Consider the following 17,910-nt stretch of genomic DNA (forward strand, 5'->3'; position numbering starts at 1 on the left):
AATGAAACATGTATAAAACATTTCTATTTGATTTAGATGGAACTTTAACGGATCCGAAAGAAGGGATTGTAAACTCGGTTTTATATGCATTAAAAAAAGTAGGAATTGAAGAAGTACATGTAAGTGAGTTAGATTCATTTATAGGTCCTCCTATTCAGCAATCATTCATAGAGAGATATAATATGAGTGAAGGAGAGCTTGAACGTGCTGTTTTTTACTTCCGTGAGTATTTAAAGCAGCGTGGATTGTTTGAAAATAATGTATATGAGGGGATTCTGAAGCTCTTGCAACAATTAAAAAGTTCAGGGAATCGCATATTTGTAGCAACTTCAAAGCCCACTGTATTTGCGAAACAAGTTATAGAGCATTTTCAATTGACGAATTATTTCGAAGATATCATTGGAAGTAATTTAGATGGTACAAGAATAAAAAAAGATGAAATAATTGCTCATATTTTACAAACAAATGAAGAACTAAATAAAGAAGAAATGATAATGATCGGTGATAGAAAGCACGATATAATAGGTGCGAATCAAAATGGAATTGCTTCAATTGGTGTTTTATATGGCTATGGCTGTGAGAAAGAACTGACTGAAGTTAGTGCGACTTACATAGTGAAAGATGTTGAAGAACTGTATCATTTTTGTGTAGAAAAAAGTTTAATAAATTAGTAAATATAGATACTAGCAATCCCTTTATAACGTATGATGAGGAATTCGTTTCTGTTTAAAGGGATTTTTCATATGTAATCGAATATTTATAATTAGACATTTTTAGCATGAAAAAATTGTATGAATAAGAGGAGGGATGTCAGAATTAAAAGATTAGTAGAAGTTTATCAATAAATTTTAGAATATTCTGTTTAATGGAGGGGTAAAATTGGAGTTAGTTATTATATTATTAGCACTAAGTTTACTTATGTTCGTAGCATACAGAGGCTTTTCTGTTATTTTATTCGCACCGATATTTGCATTATTTGCAGTATTTTTGACAGAACCTAGTTATGTATTACCTTTCTTTTCTAATATCTTTATGGAGAAAATGGTTGGTTTTATAAAGCTATATTTTCCTGTGTTTTTATTAGGAGCAATATTTGGAAAAGTAGTGGAAATGTCAGGAATTGCGGATTCTATTGCAAAAACGATTATTGAGTTAGTCGGTGAAAAACGTACTATATTAGCGATTGTATTAATGGGGGCTATTTTAACGTATAGTGGTGTTAGTGTGTATGTAGTAGTGTTTGCTGTTTATCCGTTCGCAGCTAAGTTGTTTCGACAAGCTAATATTCCAAAACGTTTAATCCCTGGAACGATTGTTCTTGGAGCAGTAACGTTTACAATGGATGCACTACCTGGATCACCACAAATTCAAAATGTAATACCTACAACATTTTTTAAAACGGATATTTATGCTGCACCGATACTTGGGATTGTAGGAGCAATTTTTGTTCTTACATTAGGTTTACTATATTTAGAGAGTAGACGTAAGAAGGCAAAAGCGGCAGGTGAAGGATATTTTGATTTTAATGACGGAAATACTGAAATGGCAGCATCTTTGCAATTAGAACAAAAAAATATGCCATTAATTAATAACATTGAAATCACAAGAGCACAACAACTTATTGCATTTATACCACTTATTTTAGTAGGTGTAATGAATAAAGTGTTTACTATTATGATACCGAAGTGGTATCCAAGCGGTTTTGATTTTTCTGCAATTGGAATGAAAGCATTTGGAAAAGTAGAATTAAGTGCAGTAGTAGGAATTTGGTCTGTAGAATTGGCACTTATTATAGGGATCTTAACAACGTTATTATTATATTGGAAGCGAGTAGTAACAGGTTTCCAAGCTGGATTGAATACAAGTATTGGTGGAGCGCTACTTGCAACGATGAATACAGGAGCTGAGTTTGGATTCGGTGGTGTCATTGCAGCACTTCCAGGCTTCGCAATTATGAGAGATGGTATCTCTGCTACTTTCACAAATCCGTTAGTGAATGGTGCAGTAACGACGAATATTTTAGCTGGAATTACAGGCTCTGCATCAGGAGGTATGGGAATAGTATTAAGCGCAATGGGAGATAAATTTATTGCAGCGGCCAATCAATTTGATATTCCATTAGAAGTTATGCACCGTATCGTATCAATGGCATCAGGAGGAATGGATACACTACCGCATAACGGGGCTATTATTACTATTCTTACAGTAACAGGATTAACACATAAACAGTCCTATAAAGATATATTTGCTATCACAATTTTGAAAACGGTTGCTGTATTTTTAGTTATCGCGTTCTATACTTTAACAGGACTCTATTAAAAATTCGAATCGTAAAGATTCATCAAATCGATAATTTATATCATAAAATATTAATTAGGATAAGAAGGGGTGGAGTACTTGCAAGAAGTTTCTGAGTTTCGTATGCCAAAGTCGGTATTATATGGAAGGAATTCGCTTGAAAAACTGGGGGAACAATCAAAAAAGTTAGGGAAAAGAGCTTTTATAGTTACTGATACAATTATGGAGAAATTAGGATATGTTGAAAAGTGTATACAACAACTAAATAAGAAAAGTATTACTGTTAGTACATATAATAAAGTAGATGCTGAGCCTACAAATATACACGTGTTAGAAGCGTTATCTCTTTGTAAAGAGGAAAAGTGTGATTTTATTATCGGTATTGGTGGTGGAAGTTGTATTGATGCTGCGAAAGCAGTAGCGGTTTTATATACAAATGGTGGAGAAGTTGAGGATTATGTCCAAAAGGATATTGAAATAGAAAACAATCCACTACCACTTATTGCAATTCCAACAACTTCTGGTACTGGATCGGAAGTTACAAGTGTAGCAGTAATAACGAATAAAAAAACAGATGTAAAAATGATGATGAAGCATCCTAGTTTTATACCGAAAGTAGCAATTATAGATCCAGTTTTGACAAGTTCATTACCAACACAAATTACGGCAGCAACAGGAATAGATGCATTATGTCATGCGATTGAAGCGTATATTTCTAAAGTTTCACAACCACTTACAGATGTACTTGCTCTTTCAGCTATTGAAAGTATTATGAAATATTTACGTATAGCATATGAAGATGGACGTAATATGGAGGCAAGAGAAGCGATGATGATTGCTTCCTTACAAGCTGGAATTGCATTTTCTAATGCATCAGTTACATTAGTTCATGGAATGTCAAGGCCAGTGGGAGCATTATTTCATGTACCGCATGGAATATCAAATGCCATACTATTACCTACAGTGTTAGAGTTTACAAAAACAAGTGCAATGAAAAGGTTAGCAAAAATTGGACGTAGTTTAAATAAGGATTTGTATTCGAATTCTGATGAGGAAGTAGCAGACTACACGCTTGGTGAAATAAAAAAACTTTGCTTTGATCTTCGTATTCCAAATTTAAAAGAATACGGAATCGATGAAATTGAATTTGAAAATGCTATTTCTAAAATGGCATCAGATGCAATTGAAAGTGGTAGCCCAGCTAATAACCCACGTGTTCCATCATATGATGAAATCAAAGAGCTGTATCGAGAGTGTTTTAATTATAAGTATAAAGAATTCATAAAAAAATCAGATTATTAATTTCAGAATATTCTATAAAAATTTCCTTGGAAATGAAAGTAGAATTATTCTTTATTATTTCCGTATTTTCCGTATTTTCCGTTAAAACAAGACTTTATATTCCAAACTTAAAGTCTTGTTTTATTATGTATAATATACATAATAAAACATTGTTATTAGTTTTATAAAAATAGTTTAGGTAGGTGTTTGTATGAAAACGATAGGTCTTATAGGTGGTATGAGTTGGGAATCAACTTCTGAATATTATCGAATTATTAATGAAGAAATAAAAGAGAGATTAGGAGGGCTACATTCAGCAAAATGTTTGATTAATAGTGTGGACTTTGAAGAGATTGAAAGATTCCAGTCTAGAGGAGATTGGAATGGAGCAGGTGAAGTTTTAGCGAATGCGGCGTATTCATTACAGAAGGGAGGAGCAGACTTTATAATCATTTGTACAAATACAATGCATAAGGTAGTTGGAAAAATAAAGGAGAAAATTGATATTCCAGTCTTACATATTGCCGATGCAACTGCAAAAGAAATTAAAAGAAAAGACATTCAAAAGGTTGGTCTGCTTGGAACTAAATATACAATGGAGCAAGATTTCTATAAGTCACGTATTGAAGAGCATGATATAAAAGTAATAGTACCATCAGAAAAAAATAGAAAAGAAATAAATAAAGTAATATATACAGAATTATGTTTAGGAAAAATAGTATCTCAATCTAGAGAATATTATAAAAGAGTCATCGAAGAGTTAGTGCAAAAAGGAGCACAGGGAATCATATTAGGTTGTACAGAAATAGGGTTATTAATAAAGCAAGAAAACGTATCTGTCCCGATATTTGATACGACTCATATACATGCAATTGAAGCAGTCAAGATAGCTCTAGATAAATAGATTATAATTATATTATGTAAACTTAATTCATATATCTGGAAAACATTCAGAAAATATTTTATAATGTAAGTGGTTACATTTAAGGGGGAATGCGTATGTTTTCAGTTCAACCAATCGCATTTGTACATAATGAAAGAAAGGAAATAAAAGATGATGAGTGGGGAGAAGTAAGATCCCGTATAACTTTAACTGAAATGTATGCAGAAGAAAGTATACAAGGGATTGAAGATTTTTCCCATATTGAAGTTGTTTTTTATTTTCATAAAGTAACTGACGAGCAAATTCAGTATTTTGCTAGACATCCTAGAAATAATAAAGATTATCCTGAAGTAGGTATTTTTGCACAGCGCGGAAAAAATCGCCCGAATCGCATAGGTGTAACAATTGTAAAGGTGATCAAAAGAGAAGGTAAATCAATTATTGTTGAGGGATTAGATGCTATTAATGGTACTCCTATATTGGATATAAAACCAATAATGAAAGAGTTTATGCCGAAAGAAGAAATACACCAGCCTAAATGGGCAACGGATATAATGAGACAGTATTGGAAGGGGAATGGAGTAAAATGAGAATATATGAGGCAACAATTGCAGATTTAGATGGACTAGCATCAGTTTTTAATAACTATCGCATGTTTTATAGGCAGGATTCTGATTTAGAAGGTGCAAAAGTATTTTTACGAAATCGAATTGAGAGAAAAGAGTCCGTTATTTTCGTAGCAGTTGAAGACGGCGAATATATTGGGTTCACACAACTATATCCATCATTTTCTTCCATTTCAATGAAAGAATTATGGATTTTAAATGATTTATTTGTACAAGCGGCGAAGCGTGGAGCCGGAACAGGTAAAAAATTATTAGAAGCTGCTAAAGAATACGCATTAGAGAATGGAGCAAAAGGTGTAAAATTGCAAACAGAGATTGATAATTTATCAGCACAACGATTATATGCTGAAAATGGTTATTTGAGAGATAATCGTTATTTCCATTACGAATTAACGTTTTAAAAAATTAAGTTGAAAGAGACATTTTCAAGAAAAAGAATTTCTTTGTAATGAGAAATTCTTTTTTATTTTTGCCTAAATTAAACATGACGAAAACGATATTTATTTATTGTTAAACGATAAACAATATGATAAAATTATGTTATCATTAAAAAAATGAGGTATTGTAAATGAATCTTAAACGAAGTTCAACAACGTTCTTAAAAGTAATTATTTTTCTTGTTGGAATTGCAGTACTTGCTTTATGCATATTTTTAGTGCCGGAAATGGCGAATTTCGCAGCAAATTTGTATCCTAATATTGCTCCGATGAAATATCTTGTTTTCATTGTGATGTATGGAGCAGCTGTGCCTTTTTACGTTGCTCTTTATCAGGCTTTCAATCTTTTACAGTACATTGATGAGAACACAGCGTTCTCGGAATTATCTGTAAAGGCGTTAAAGAATATAAAGCGCTGTGCAATTACAATCAGTGGTTTGTATGTATTAAGTTTGCCACTTTTTCATTTTATAGCGAAAAAAATGGACCCTCCTATTGGGTTAGTGGGACTTATTATCGTTTTTGCTTCGCTCGTTATCGCTGTTTTTGCTGCTATTCTTCAACGCCTTCTACAAGAAGCAATTAACATAAAATCAGAAAATGATTTGACGGTCTGAGGTGGCGGATATGACAATTATTATTAATATTGACGTCATGTTAGCAAAACGAAAGATGAGTGTAACGGAACTTTCGGAGAAGGTTGGAATTACGATGGCGAATCTTTCTATTTTGAAAAATGGGAAAGCAAAAGCGGTTCGTTTTTCAACATTAGAAGCGATATGTAAAGCTTTGGAGTGTCAGCCAGGGGATATTTTGGAGTATAAAAACGATGAGAATACTCAATAAAAAAAGATAACAAATGTAAATAATAGAAGTCAATAAAGAAGGGATAGCCACTAAGCTATTCCTTCTTTACGTTAATTGCTGTTACTAATAAAAAATAAAATTTGAATTGCAATGTTTGCTTATCAAAAGGGAACTTGCTACCTTTTGAGGTAATCCGTTTTGTGGAAGACAATTATTTGCCAAAAAGGCTATTTTAACTATGTTTTAAATTATTTTGAGTGCATCAAAATCTTCATTTGTATTATAGTTGATTTAAAACCCAGTTTGTTGCATCTTCAAAGTTATCTGCAATGTAGTTTGGTTCAATATGTGCCCATTTGTCTCGGTACGTATGCAAAGCATCATACCCAGCGCCTGTTCGGACTAGAATCGTAGTTGCATTTACTTTTGCTCCTGCAACAATATCAGTCCAGCGATCACCAACTACAGCACATTGTGTTAAATCAAGCCCATGTTTTTTTGCTGCTTTAAGCAGCATGCCTGTACTTGGTTTACGGCATTCACAACCATCACCGTGTTTATGAGGACATACATAAATATCATCAAAACCGAAGCCTTCTAATTCTTGTACAAAATCGGCTACAGTTGCTATTCCATCTGCGATACCAGGTTGATTTGTGAAAGAGAAAATTTTTATATTTTTAGCTTTTAGTTTTTGCAAGGATGTTTTTGTGAATGGAAATAATGTAAAAGATCCTGGATAATGTATTGTAGTGTCACCACCAATTGTACCGTCACGATCAATGAAAATTGCTTTAATGTTTGTCATAGTTATAGTCCCTTCAATTATAAGTAGTTTAAAAATGTTTTACAAATCGGTAGCCATTTACTGCATATCCTAATTTTTTGTAAAAAGGATGAGCTTCTACTCTTTTTGTTCCACTAACTAGCCATGTGCCAATGCAATTATGTTTCTTTGCTAATTGCTCTGCATAATCCATCAATACTTGTCCAATGCCTTTCCGTCGTATGTTAGAATCGACGCTAATAATTGAAATCTCTCCATAACGTGTTACATCTTCTAAATTTTCACGTATACGAAATCCAAGTAATCCAAATATAGCTTCTTCTTCCTCGTAAACATATAAAAAATCAAACGGACTCATTTGTACGAATTGTAATCGATTGTTCATATCTTCATAGGAAATAGAGGAACCTTTTAATTCTTTCGTTAAAGAACAAAGTGCGTCTATATCATCTATCGTTGCTTCACGAATTTGAAAAGACATATTATCCACCCCAATAAAATGTAATCAAACATTTAATATTCTGTTAAAAAATGTTTTTTCCTGCTATGAAAATAAATATTTTATAATGATATATAGATAGTTATATGTTATTCTTTTCCTTGATTGTATTGGAAATGGAAAGAGGGGAAATGCATGTTAGAAGTAAATATCCGCTCAGCCGGATATGAAATAGGCGAAAAAACAATTCATGATATAGCTTTTTCTATCGAAAAAGGTGAACTAGTTGCTCTTATTGGAGCAAATGGTGCTGGGAAGAGTACGACGATAAAAACGATGCTCGGATTACTTGTAAATATGGACGGTGAAATATCATTCGGTGAAAAGAAAAATCCGTATGCATACGTGCCAGAACATCCAACATACTATGATTACTTGACGCTCTGGGAACATATTGAATTATTAATGGCTGCTCGTGGAAGTGAAATGGGAAGCTGGGAAGAACGAGCGGAACAATTATTACATACTTTTCGAATGGATAAGCATAAACATGAGTATTTATCAAAGTTTTCAAAAGGTATGAAACAAAAATCGATGCTAATATTGGCGTTTTTAACTGAGCCAGATTTTTATATCATTGATGAACCCTTTATCGGTTTAGATCCAGTAGCTACGAAAGAGTTTTTAAGTTATTTATATAAAGAAAAAGAGCGCGGAGCAGGAATTTTACTTTGTACGCACGTATTGGATACTGCTGAAAAAATTTGTGAAAGATTTTTACTCATTTCACAAGGTACATTAGTCGCAGATGGACATTTAGAATCTATTCAAATGTTAGCGGAAATGCCGGGTAGCTCATTACTAGACTGCTTTGATGTAATCGTAAGGCGTGAACAACATGATTAAACAACAATTTTATAAAAGATTACGCCATGAGCTTCAGCGGAAGTGGAAGTCTATACGTTCGGTAACAGATTGGACAGTCGCATTATATATTATTATACCAGCACTTATATTTATGGGAATCTATTATAGGTCACTATGGATAAATGAATTATCAACGGAAGAGACGATTTATTTCGGATTAGGATTACTCGCATTTTATCTAGTAACATATCCGAGAGGAGTTCGTTCATTTTTTGAGCAAGCGGATAGTTTATTTTTAATTTCGTATGCAACACATATGCAAAAATTAGTCCAGTATGGCATGATGTACACATTTGTTCGAATAGCGATAACGAATATAATATTAGTCGTTATTATGTTACCGGTGTTGATGAAAAGTATCGGAGTAACAGAGATACAAGTCCTATTATTTTGGGTATTCTTTACTATATTTCGATTTATGATGTCGTTGTTAACGAGATTTATTCATGTACATGCGGAGAAACGATGGGTTTTATGGATTGTAAAAAATGTAGTATTTTCTATGAGTGTGTCCTTTTTTGGAATTAGTTTATTTTTTATTTATAAAAATCCATTTTATTCAATTCTATTTATCGGTTTAGTAATTTTCTTAAGTAGTGTATTAGTAAAAGCGAAAATGAATTATAAAAAGTTCTTTTTTAAAGAAATTGAGAAAGAAAAGGAGGAAAGCATGCGCTGGACGAGCGGAATTATGCAAGTTGGTGGTCATGCGGCTAAACCGAGTAGTTCGAATAAAAAACCGTGGATGTTTCCGTACTCTAAAAGACTTTTAGGAAAAAAAGCTGATTCTCGTATTGTCGAATCTTTTTTGAAAGAATTTTTCCGTACAAGTACTGCACGAATATTTTATATTCAAATTGTATGTATCAGTACTGCAAGTATAATTATGACTCCTAGGTGGATTGCAGCTATTGTTCTCGTATTTGCTGTAGTTGCAATTTCTCGCTATGCACGTGATTATTGGAATGAATTTACGAATAAGATGTTTCTTCATTTATATTGTGATGAAGGGAACTTACTTTTGTTAAGATGGAAGGCAAATCGTTATTTACTACTACCAGCAATACTTTTGTATGGAATAGTTATACTTGCCCAGTTTTATTTATTGCCAGCTGTGATTGGTGGCATTATTTTTATTTTATTAATTGTATGGATTGTATTTTTACCATTAAAAAAGAGCCATTGACGGCTCTTTTTCTAGTCTGTAACACATTGATAAATAAAATATACTAAAACGAGTATGCTTACGGCGGAATACATGACATCTAAAGTCATCTGATCGCCTCCTTATTATTGTTGTATTTTTATTGTATGAAACCTTACAATTTCATATTCAAGTGAAAAATATGTGAACGTTAACAAAATTGTAAAGTGCAAAAATTACAATCATTTTGTATAATAGAAGAAACCACCGTTATATAAAAAAATAATGAGTGAAAGGGGAGTGAACATAAATGCCAAATTGGTTTAGAAAAACCTTAGTCGCATTAATTACCGTATTTACATTTGGTTTAGTGACGCCTCCTTCCATATTACTTGATAATGCCAAAGCTGCGGACAAGCCTACGAGCACAGCTGGGCAACAAAGTTTGGAGAGCACGTCCTATACATATGAAGAAACGAATGACAGGTTAACCACCGATACTTTTATTACTTATGCAATGCAAGAAGCAGAAAAGCAGTCGATGCAAAAGTTTGGTACTAAAATTGGTCCAGTAATTGAAGATGAGTTTAAAGATGTAATATTACCGAAAATTGAAGAGGCAATTGCTGAGCTTGCTAGTGATGTACCAGAAGATTCACTACAATCATTAGCGATTTCTCAAAAACCAGCTGGTGGAAATAATGAAAAGATTTTTCACGTCTACGATACGAAATCAGGAAATGATTTATTGCGTTTCCATGTAAGAAGAGATCATCCGCCGCAAGATGGTTATTATTTTAATTTCCATTATCACCGTTTTGATGATGGATACTCTGGACATCATGAGTTAGGAAATATTTATTGGAATACGAATGTACCGCCGAAATGGTTGTCTTAAAAAGAACAAGAGAAAATCTTGTTCTTTTTTATTTTTATAGAAGGGACAGACAACTATGTTGTTGAATAACATAGGTTTAGAAAAAAGAAGCAAAAGGAGTATGGAGATGCAAAAATATATTGTTTTTGACTTTGATGGCACATTAGTAGATTCACAAAATATATTTGTACCGATTTATAATCAACTTGCTGAAAAACATGGGTATAAAGCAGTAAAGGAAGACGAAATTGAACATTTACGTAAATTAACGATGACAGAGAGATGTAAACAACTCGATGTACCACTGTATAAATTACCGATATTAGCTTTGGAATTTTATAAATTGTATCAGCCTGCTATAAAAAATCTTGTTTTATTTCATGGGATGAAGGATGTATTAGATGAACTACATAAAACAGGATACGGTATTGCGGTCATATCATCTAACTCAGAAGAGCATATTCGGGCGTTTTTGCACAATAATGGTATCGAAAATATTCAAGAAGTGTATTGTTCTAAAAATTTGTTTGGTAAAGATAAAATGATAAAAAGATTTTTAAAATCGAAAAAGATAACAGAGCAAGATATGTTATACATTGGTGATGAACAGCGAGATGTAGCAGCTTGTAAAAAGGCTGGGGTGAATGTAATTTGGGTATCTTGGGGATATGATGTTATTGAAACAGTGAAAAAAGACGCACCCGATTATATGGTTCATAAGCCGATGGAAATTGTGCAAGTAGTACAAGGAGTGTATTCATCATATTGAATTTTGAGTAGCAAATTTAGAGGAATCCATTTCTTTTTATAGTAAGCTGTTTTCAATAATTGGATGGAGAAGATTAAATGAAGTAGCATATAGCACGGGAGAAAGTGAAATATAATTTAAAGAAGTAGATGAGGAAATCGTAAGGACGTTAGGTCCTAGACATATTTGTTATCAAGCTATTCATAGAGAAGTAGTTGATGAAGTAGTAGATTTTCTTTCTAGTACGAAAGTGAAGGTAATACGTAGTCTAATTGAAATGAATCATTATTCAGAAGGGTACTATACGATTGATTTTTACGATCCGAATGGATTTATTGTAGAAGTAGCCTATACACCAAATGCAGAAATATAAGGGGAATAGATATGAAGATAATTACAGCACGGCAAAACAATATACAAATTGTAAAAGATGCAGCGAATATTGAAGAAGTTTCTAAAGGTTTCTCTCCAGATAAGAAATATGTAATTACGAATGCAAATAATGAAAAATATTTATTTCGGACAGGAGATATAAAAGAGTATGAAAGAAAGAAAATAGAGTTTCAAATTTTAAATGAAATGGTAAAACGTAACGTACAGGTACAAAGGCCAATTGAAATAGGTATATTGGAAGAAGGTGTATGCTATAGTATTTTTTCATATTTAGAAGGGGAAGATGCGAAGAAGCTATTGCCTACGTATTCACCAAAAGAACAATATGATATTGGCATAGAGGCAGGAAAAGATTTAGCAAAAATGCATACATATGAAGCTCCTAATGATATACTTCCATGGCATGAAAGAGCAATGAAAAAACATAGTAAATATGTAGAAGCATACAAAACATGCGGAATAAAAATAAAAAATGATGATAAGATTATTAAGTTTATAGATGAAAATGAAATGTATGTAAAGGATCGCCCAAATCGATTTCAACACGATGATTTTCATTTAGAAAATATAATTGTACGGGATGGGAAATATGTAGGTGTAGTTGATTTTAATGGTTATGACTGGGGCGATCCACTGCATGATTTCGTGAAAATTGCACTATTTGCAAGGGACATTAGTATTCCGTATTCAATCGGACAAATAGAAGGATACTTTAATAGGAGAATACCAGAGGAGTTCTGGAAATTATATGCGGTGTACGTTGGCATGACAGTTTTCTCATCAGTTGTCTGGACATTAAGAGCAGCACCACATATGTTGGATGATATGTTAGAGCGTCTTCATATTGTATTGGAAGATCATAAAAACTTTGAGTTATCAAAACCAAGTTGGTTTCAACCAGATAAGATTGATATGAAATAGAAAAGGTAGGTGTGATTCGCACCTACCTTTATTTTTTACCATCAAAATACTTATTTAATTTTCTTAAATGTAAGTGGCTGAGTACTTAATGTGGCTGGTACATGTAACTGAAGGGATGGGAATTCACCTCTTATATTCATTTCATAAGCGAATAATAAACTCATTTTCATTTGGAATAAGTCAACTTTTGCAGAGAAGATGTCGTAATGATGATGCCCTAATTGAATATCCATTTCCATAAATTGTACATATAACGAATCATCGCGTTTGTATACTTGTAATGTTCCATATGCAGGATGTTCAAAAGTACCAGTATAGTCCTCTAACTTGTGCGAAGGTGTAGTCCCTTTAATTTGTTCAGGGAGGGATTCAGTTGCTTCTTTCATCATTTCCTTCATTATTTTAGTATCTTCTACAGCACGTTTATGCCAATCAATGGATTCTAATTCAAGTAGTTCGTCATAAATTTGATTAGCGAGATAAGTAGGAAGTAATGTTCCTCCAGCATTCGTTAAAATGACAAGGCCTATGTTTTCTGTTGGTATAAATGAAACAAGCGCTGAAAATCCATCGATATTACCGCCATGATGAATCACTTTTTTACCACGATAAGCGCTAATAAACCAACCAAGACCGTAACTATTTAATGGAGATTCAGGGAGTGATAAAACCGGTTGGTCTGGAATTGAATTGTGTGGTGTATACATTTTTTGTAATAATTCAGAGGAGATTAATTCATGATCTCCAAATTTTCCTTCATTTAAGTGGAGAAGTACCCAATTTGCCATATCTTCAATTGTGGAATTAATACACCCAGCAGCGCCAACTGTATCGATGTTACGGAATGGAACTGCTTTTATTTCACCGTCATTTTCAATGTAAGGTAAAGCATAATCATCTGTAGTTTGTGAATCGTTAACAGAGAAGTTTGTATGTCTCATATTTAAAGGTTCTAAAATATGTTCTGTAGTGTATTGCTCCCACGTTTGATTTGTAATGTTTTCAACAATGTAGCTAATTGTTGCATACATTAAGTTGTTATATAGAAATGCAGTCCGGAACGGTGCATCAAGTGGTAAATGTTTTAGTTTTTCAACGAGATCTTTTCGAGATAAGGAAGAACTATACCAAAGAGCCTCATGACGACTCACTCCAGTTCGATGAGAAGCTAAATCCCGTCCTGTAACTTGTGAGCTAGCAAGTAGTTCAGATAAAGTAAAGTTAGGTATATAAGACTGGATAGGGGTATCCCAATTAAACTTTTTTTGCTGTGCTAACAAGCTTAATGAAAGTGTGCCAAATGCTTTCGTTGAGGAACCGATTGCGAATCGAGTATTCGGTGTAACAGCCTCTTTTGTTTCTATATTACGATAGCCGAAACCTTCTGAAATAATAACTTCACCGTCTTTTATAACAGCGACAGCAGCACCAGGAACATTTAAATCCTTCATCATTTTTTCAACCGCTGTTTGTAAAGAAGTCATAACAGGCGTTTCAATTTTAGACATACTTCTAACCTCCAAATATAAATTTTGTTCTACCGCACTATACTTTCGGTAATAGAAAATGAAAACCTTTTTAAATTTGGAAAGTTAATAATTTTGTAAGAATTAGCGGAAGAAATTTTATTAATTAGGATTATTAAATTTACCATTTTTCATGTTATGATAAATTGCATATACGATTGAAAGAAGGTTTTCCTACATATGAAACATGCTGAAAATGAATACTTAAATTTATGCCGCCATGTAATGGAACATGGTACGAAGAAAGAAGATCGTACAGGGACAGGAACTGTATCTGTATTTGGATATCAAATGCGTTTTGATTTGAGTAAAGGATTTCCTTTATTAACGACAAAAAGAGTACCATTTCGCCTTGTAGCAAGTGAACTACTTTGGTTTATGAAAGGTGATACAAATATTCGCTATTTATTGCAGCATAATAATAATATTTGGAATGAATGGGCGTTTAAGAGCTGGGTAGAAAGTGATGAGTATACTGGTCCTGACATGACGGATTTTGGTCTTCGCTCACAACAAGATGAAGAATTTAAAGTACAGTACGATGAGCAGATGGAATTGTTTAAAAAGAACGTTTTAGAAGATGATGATTTCTCAAATAAATATGGTTATTTAGGAGACGTTTACGGTAAACAGTGGCGAGCTTGGAAAACGACAGCTGGTGAGACACTTGATCAATTAAAAGATGTAATTGAAATGATTAAAAAAACACCAGACTCACGTCGTTTAATCGTTTCTGCTTGGAATCCTGAAGACGTACCAAGTATGGCATTACCCCCTTGTCATACATTATTCCAGTTTTATGTAGCGGACGGAAAGCTTTCTTGTCAGCTATATCAAAGAAGTGGTGACATATTCCTTGGAATACCATTTAACATCGCAAGTTATTCACTACTAACACATTTAATTGCACACGAATGTGGTCTTGAAGTAGGGGAATTTGTTCATACAATTGGTGATGCACACATTTATACAAATCATTTTGAACAAGTAGAAAAGCAATTGGCACGTGAACCACGTCCGTTCCCGAAACTTACATTAAATCCAGATGTGAAATCTGTTTTCGATTTTGAAATGGAAGATTTAACGATTGAAGGATACGATCCGCATCCAGCAATTAAAGCACCGGTTGCAGTATAATTGTAGAGGAGATGAAAAAATGATTGTTTCATTTATGGTCGCAATGGACGAAAATAGAGTAATTGGTAAAGATAATAATTTACCTTGGCGTTTACCGAGTGAATTACAATACGTGAAGAAAACAACGATGGGTCACCCGCTTATTATGGGAAGAAAGAACTATGAAGCGATTGGTAGACCGCTGCCTGGAAGACGTAATATTATTGTAACTCGTAATGAAGGATATCACGTTGAAGGATGTGAAGTTGTTCATTCTGTAGAAGAAGTATTCGAACTATGTAAAAATGAAGAAGAGATTTTTATTTTTGGCGGAGCGCAAATTTACGATCTCTTTTTACCATACGTAGACAAGTTGTATATAACAAAAATTCATTATGCATTTGAAGGAGATACATTCTTCCCAGAAATGGATATGACAAATTGGAAAGAGATTTTTGTAGAAAAAGGTTTAACAGATGAAAAAAACCCGTATACGTATTATTACCACGTATATGAGAAACAACAATAATAAAGAAGATTGATGTGAGAATTCGCATCAATCTTTTTATTTATATTCACCAATATAAGTTTATAGATGAGATTCGATAGTGCTATAATGATAGGTAGCATGTAAAAATGCTAAAATTTTCAAAAGTACTAATATAGAAAGAGGAGGAGAATCGATTGAGAAAGATATGGGGGATTCTTTTTCTTTGCTTAACATTCATGTTAGTTGGATGTGGTAAAGAAGAAAAACCACAAGAAGCGTTTGATACATATGTAAAAGCGTGGAATAAACAAAAATTTGCAGATATGTATGATCAACTATCAAAAAATGCAAAAAAAGATATTTCAAAGAAAGAATTTACTGAGAAATATGAAAAAATTTATTCTGGTATCGAAGTGAAAGAATTAAAGGTAGAAACAGGGGAAGTAAAAGAAGATAAAAAAGATGAAGGCCCTGTTCCTTTTAAAGTAAGCATGGATACAGTTGGTGGTAAAATTACTTTTGGCCATGAAGCAAAAATGGTGAAAGAAAAAGATGGAGATAAAGAATCTTGGAAAATAGATTGGACTCCTGATTTTATTTTCCCTGGCATGACGAAAGATAGTAAAGTGCGTATGCAGACAACACAGCCAAAACGTGGTGAAATATACGATCGTAATGGAAAAGGTCTTGCAACAAATGGGAAAGCTTCTGAAATCGGATTGATTCCTGAAAAGTTAGGCGATACTGCTCCGCAAACGAAAGAAACAGTAGCGAAGTTATTAAATATGTCTGTAGAAGAAATTGATCAAAAATTAGCTGCTAAATGGGTAAAACCAGGGTATCTCGTACCAATTGGAATTTTGCCTGAAGGGGCAACGCAAAATACGTACATTGATTTACCAGGTGTTTCAACAAAACCTGTAAATGTTCGTACATATCCGTTAGGGGAAGCAGCAGCTCATCTGACTGGTTATATTGGAAAGGTAAATGCTGAAGATTTAAAAACGCTACAAAAGAAAGGCTATCAAGCTGATGACCCAGTTGGTAAAGCTGGTTTAGAGCAAGTATTAGAGGAAAAGCTACGCGGTAAAAAAGGTGGCCGTGTCTTTATAGAAGATGCGCAAGGAAAAGAAATTAAAAACTTGGCAAAAACAGACGCTGTTGATGGAGAAAATGTAACTTTAACTATTGATAGTGCTGTTCAAGAAAAAACGTATAATGAAATGAAGGGCGAAGCTGGTTCAAGTGCAGCAATCAATCCGAAAAGTGGAGAAACAATTGCACTAGTAAGTAGTCCAGCATATGATCCTAATTTAATTGCACGAGGAACATCGAAAGCGCAACGCGAAGCTTGGAATAATGATCCGAAAAAACCGATGACGAATCGCTTTACACAATTATCGGTACCAGGTTCTGTATTTAAACCAATTACAGCTGCAATTGGTCTTGAAACGAAAACAATCGATCCAAAAGAAGCGTTGAAAATTGAAGGATTAAAATGGACAAAAGATTCTTCTTGGGGTAATTATTATGTAACGCGTGTGAAAGATGCAAATCCGATTGATTTTGATAAGGCGATGAAATACTCGGATAATATTTACTTCGCACAAGAAGCTTTGAAAATCGGAAAAGACAAGTTTATGAGTGAAGCGAAAAAATTCGGATTCGATGAGAAACTACCAATTGAATATGGATTCCCTGCTTCTAAAATTGCAAATGACGGTATTAAAAATGATATTCAAATGGCAGATACAGGATATGGACAAGGACAAGTATTAATGACTCCTCTTCATTTAGCTTTAACGTATGCGCCAATTGTAAATGATGGAACGATTCCATCACCGTATATTATTAAAACAGATAAACAACCAAAAGCTTGGAAAGAAAATGTAATTTCTAAAGGAAATCAGGATATATTAAAAACTGCTATGACGAAAGTAATTAATGATCCGGATGGTACAGGGAAAATTGCTAAGATTGATGGAATGACTCTTGCTGGAAAAACAGGTACAGCGGAATTAAAAGTATCTAAAGAAGCCGAAGGAAAAGAACTAGGCTGGTTCGCTGCATTTGATTTGAATTCGCCAGATATGGTCATTACAATGATGATTGAAGATGTAAAAGGTAGAGGTGGAAGTAACATTCCAGCTGAAAAAGTAAAACATGTTTTTCAAAAATAATATGTAATAAAAGGCTATCTCTATAATTTA

Annotated in this window: 19 protein-coding genes and 1 pseudogene; 17 read left to right on the top strand and 3 right to left on the bottom strand. The window is 33.4% G+C overall.

All coding sequences use genetic code 11. The features are described 5' to 3' along the window. Positions 1-8 precede the first annotated feature (8 nt). The 8 genes from H6481_RS09120 to H6481_RS09155 all read left to right on the top strand — a co-directional run bounded on the left by H6481_RS09120 (position 9) and on the right by H6481_RS09155 (position 6,371). Positions 9-671 carry an HAD family hydrolase gene (locus H6481_RS09120; protein WP_000278491.1) on the top strand — a complete coding sequence of 221 codons (663 nt, stop codon included), beginning with the start codon at positions 9-11 and terminating at the stop codon, positions 669-671. A gap of 208 nt (positions 672-879) precedes the next feature. Continuing rightward, the gene (locus H6481_RS09125) at positions 880-2,319 is read left to right on the top strand and encodes a GntP family permease (RefSeq protein ID WP_109736897.1); all 1,440 of its coding nucleotides are present in this window, start codon (positions 880-882) and stop codon (positions 2,317-2,319) included. A gap of 78 nt (positions 2,320-2,397) precedes the next feature. Beyond that, the gene (locus H6481_RS09130) at positions 2,398-3,600 is read left to right on the top strand and encodes an iron-containing alcohol dehydrogenase (RefSeq protein WP_001158667.1); all 1,203 of its coding nucleotides are present in this window, start codon (positions 2,398-2,400) and stop codon (positions 3,598-3,600) included. 190 nt (positions 3,601-3,790) lie between these two features. Continuing rightward, the gene (locus H6481_RS09135; protein ID WP_000848576.1) at positions 3,791-4,483 is read left to right on the top strand and encodes an aspartate/glutamate racemase family protein; all 693 of its coding nucleotides are present in this window, start codon (positions 3,791-3,793) and stop codon (positions 4,481-4,483) included. A 95-nt stretch (positions 4,484-4,578) separates the two neighbouring features. Further along, complete coding sequence (locus tag H6481_RS09140) at positions 4,579-5,052, top strand: SAM-dependent methyltransferase (RefSeq protein ID WP_000493252.1); 474 nt, start codon at positions 4,579-4,581, stop codon at positions 5,050-5,052. Next, positions 5,049-5,489, top strand: coding sequence for a GNAT family N-acetyltransferase (locus H6481_RS09145; RefSeq protein WP_023521824.1), 441 nt, complete (start codon positions 5,049-5,051; stop codon positions 5,487-5,489). The genes H6481_RS09140 and H6481_RS09145 overlap by 4 nt, the downstream gene beginning before the upstream one ends. A 167-nt stretch (positions 5,490-5,656) precedes the next feature. Further along, positions 5,657-6,142, top strand: coding sequence for a DUF2975 domain-containing protein (locus H6481_RS09150; RefSeq protein WP_023521825.1), 486 nt, complete (start codon positions 5,657-5,659; stop codon positions 6,140-6,142). 10 nt (positions 6,143-6,152) lie between these two features. Further along, on the top strand, positions 6,153-6,371 hold the full coding sequence (locus tag H6481_RS09155; protein ID WP_000152534.1) for a helix-turn-helix transcriptional regulator: 219 nt from the start codon (positions 6,153-6,155) through the stop codon (positions 6,369-6,371). A 241-nt stretch (positions 6,372-6,612) separates the two neighbouring features. Here H6481_RS09155 and H6481_RS09160 read toward each other — a convergent pair whose 3' ends face one another. Further along, complete coding sequence (locus tag H6481_RS09160; RefSeq protein ID WP_000181782.1) at positions 6,613-7,140, bottom strand: HAD-IIIA family hydrolase; 528 nt, start codon at positions 7,138-7,140, stop codon at positions 6,613-6,615. 28 nt (positions 7,141-7,168) lie between these two features. Continuing rightward, the gene (locus H6481_RS09165; protein WP_000009775.1) at positions 7,169-7,600 is read right to left on the bottom strand and encodes a GNAT family N-acetyltransferase; all 432 of its coding nucleotides are present in this window, start codon (positions 7,598-7,600) and stop codon (positions 7,169-7,171) included. Between the two features lie 153 nt (positions 7,601-7,753). Here H6481_RS09165 and H6481_RS09170 point away from each other — a divergent pair, with 153 nt between their 5' ends. From H6481_RS09170 to H6481_RS09195, 6 genes and pseudogenes are all read left to right on the top strand, one after another. Further along, the gene (locus tag H6481_RS09170; RefSeq protein ID WP_000895234.1) at positions 7,754-8,464 is read left to right on the top strand and encodes an ABC transporter ATP-binding protein; all 711 of its coding nucleotides are present in this window, start codon (positions 7,754-7,756) and stop codon (positions 8,462-8,464) included. Next, entirely contained in the window at positions 8,457-9,671 is a 1,215-nt protein-coding gene (locus H6481_RS09175; RefSeq protein ID WP_000595455.1) for an ABC transporter permease, read from the top strand. Before H6481_RS09170 ends, H6481_RS09175 begins: the two co-directional genes overlap by 8 nt. A gap of 268 nt (positions 9,672-9,939) precedes the next feature. Beyond that, on the top strand, positions 9,940-10,527 hold the full coding sequence (locus H6481_RS09180; RefSeq protein WP_001134421.1) for a YpjP family protein: 588 nt from the start codon (positions 9,940-9,942) through the stop codon (positions 10,525-10,527). Between the two features lie 106 nt (positions 10,528-10,633). Then, a complete protein-coding gene (locus H6481_RS09185; RefSeq protein WP_001174995.1) occupies positions 10,634-11,275 on the top strand; it encodes an HAD family hydrolase in 642 nt (213 codons plus the stop codon). A 28-nt stretch (positions 11,276-11,303) separates the two neighbouring features. Beyond that, a pseudogene (locus H6481_RS09190) lies at positions 11,304-11,627 on the top strand (topoisomerase IV). A gap of 11 nt (positions 11,628-11,638) precedes the next feature. After that, positions 11,639-12,568 (top strand): phosphotransferase, encoded by a 930-nt coding sequence (locus tag H6481_RS09195; protein ID WP_182811512.1) that lies wholly within the window; start codon positions 11,639-11,641, stop codon positions 12,566-12,568. A 50-nt stretch (positions 12,569-12,618) separates the two neighbouring features. Here the strand turns inward: H6481_RS09195 and H6481_RS09200 are convergent, their stop codons facing one another. After that, positions 12,619-14,076 carry a serine hydrolase gene (locus H6481_RS09200; RefSeq protein ID WP_182811515.1) on the bottom strand — a complete coding sequence of 486 codons (1,458 nt, stop codon included), beginning with the start codon at positions 14,074-14,076 and terminating at the stop codon, positions 12,619-12,621. 198 nt (positions 14,077-14,274) lie between these two features. On the opposite strand from H6481_RS09200, the gene H6481_RS09205 reads away from it, so the two are divergent. From H6481_RS09205 to pbpC, 3 genes are all read left to right on the top strand, one after another. After that, positions 14,275-15,231: a thymidylate synthase gene (locus tag H6481_RS09205; RefSeq protein ID WP_000679600.1), complete on the top strand. Its 957-nt coding sequence runs from the start codon at positions 14,275-14,277 to the stop codon at positions 15,229-15,231. 19 nt (positions 15,232-15,250) lie between these two features. Next, positions 15,251-15,739 carry a dihydrofolate reductase gene (locus H6481_RS09210; RefSeq protein WP_000637207.1) on the top strand — a complete coding sequence of 163 codons (489 nt, stop codon included), beginning with the start codon at positions 15,251-15,253 and terminating at the stop codon, positions 15,737-15,739. A gap of 155 nt (positions 15,740-15,894) precedes the next feature. Beyond that, positions 15,895-17,880, top strand: coding sequence for a penicillin-binding protein 3 (gene pbpC, locus H6481_RS09215; RefSeq protein ID WP_182811518.1), 1,986 nt, complete (start codon positions 15,895-15,897; stop codon positions 17,878-17,880). The last annotated feature ends 30 nt before the right edge of the window (positions 17,881-17,910 follow it).

The sequence above is a fragment of the Bacillus sp. ME78 genome (assembly GCF_903970865.1).
Classification (GTDB): domain Bacteria; phylum Bacillota; class Bacilli; order Bacillales; family Bacillaceae_G; genus Bacillus_A; species Bacillus_A cereus.

Excerpts from the sequence above, each read along its gene's own strand:
- H6481_RS09180 (WP_001134421.1), top strand. The coding sequence starts at position 9,940 with ATGCCAAATTGGTTTAGAAAAACCTTAGTCGCATTAATTACCGTATTT.
- H6481_RS09150 (WP_023521825.1), top strand. The coding sequence starts at position 5,657 with ATGAATCTTAAACGAAGTTCAACAACGTTCTTAAAAGTAATTATTTTT.
- H6481_RS09185 (WP_001174995.1), top strand. The coding sequence starts at position 10,634 with ATGCAAAAATATATTGTTTTTGACTTTGATGGCACATTAGTAGATTCA.
- H6481_RS09210 (WP_000637207.1), top strand. The coding sequence starts at position 15,251 with ATGATTGTTTCATTTATGGTCGCAATGGACGAAAATAGAGTAATTGGT.
- H6481_RS09195 (WP_182811512.1), top strand. The coding sequence starts at position 11,639 with ATGAAGATAATTACAGCACGGCAAAACAATATACAAATTGTAAAAGAT.
- H6481_RS09170 (WP_000895234.1), top strand. The coding sequence starts at position 7,754 with ATGTTAGAAGTAAATATCCGCTCAGCCGGATATGAAATAGGCGAAAAA.
- H6481_RS09160 (WP_000181782.1), bottom strand. The coding sequence starts at position 7,140 with ATGACAAACATTAAAGCAATTTTCATTGATCGTGACGGTACAATTGGT.
- H6481_RS09175 (WP_000595455.1), top strand. The coding sequence starts at position 8,457 with ATGATTAAACAACAATTTTATAAAAGATTACGCCATGAGCTTCAGCGG.
- H6481_RS09135 (WP_000848576.1), top strand. The coding sequence starts at position 3,791 with ATGAAAACGATAGGTCTTATAGGTGGTATGAGTTGGGAATCAACTTCT.
- H6481_RS09165 (WP_000009775.1), bottom strand. The coding sequence starts at position 7,600 with ATGTCTTTTCAAATTCGTGAAGCAACGATAGATGATATAGACGCACTT.
- H6481_RS09120 (WP_000278491.1), top strand. The coding sequence starts at position 9 with ATGTATAAAACATTTCTATTTGATTTAGATGGAACTTTAACGGATCCG.
- H6481_RS09200 (WP_182811515.1), bottom strand. The coding sequence starts at position 14,076 with ATGTCTAAAATTGAAACGCCTGTTATGACTTCTTTACAAACAGCGGTT.
- H6481_RS09205 (WP_000679600.1), top strand. The coding sequence starts at position 14,275 with ATGAAACATGCTGAAAATGAATACTTAAATTTATGCCGCCATGTAATG.
- H6481_RS09155 (WP_000152534.1), top strand. The coding sequence starts at position 6,153 with ATGACAATTATTATTAATATTGACGTCATGTTAGCAAAACGAAAGATG.
- H6481_RS09145 (WP_023521824.1), top strand. The coding sequence starts at position 5,049 with ATGAGAATATATGAGGCAACAATTGCAGATTTAGATGGACTAGCATCA.
- H6481_RS09140 (WP_000493252.1), top strand. The coding sequence starts at position 4,579 with ATGTTTTCAGTTCAACCAATCGCATTTGTACATAATGAAAGAAAGGAA.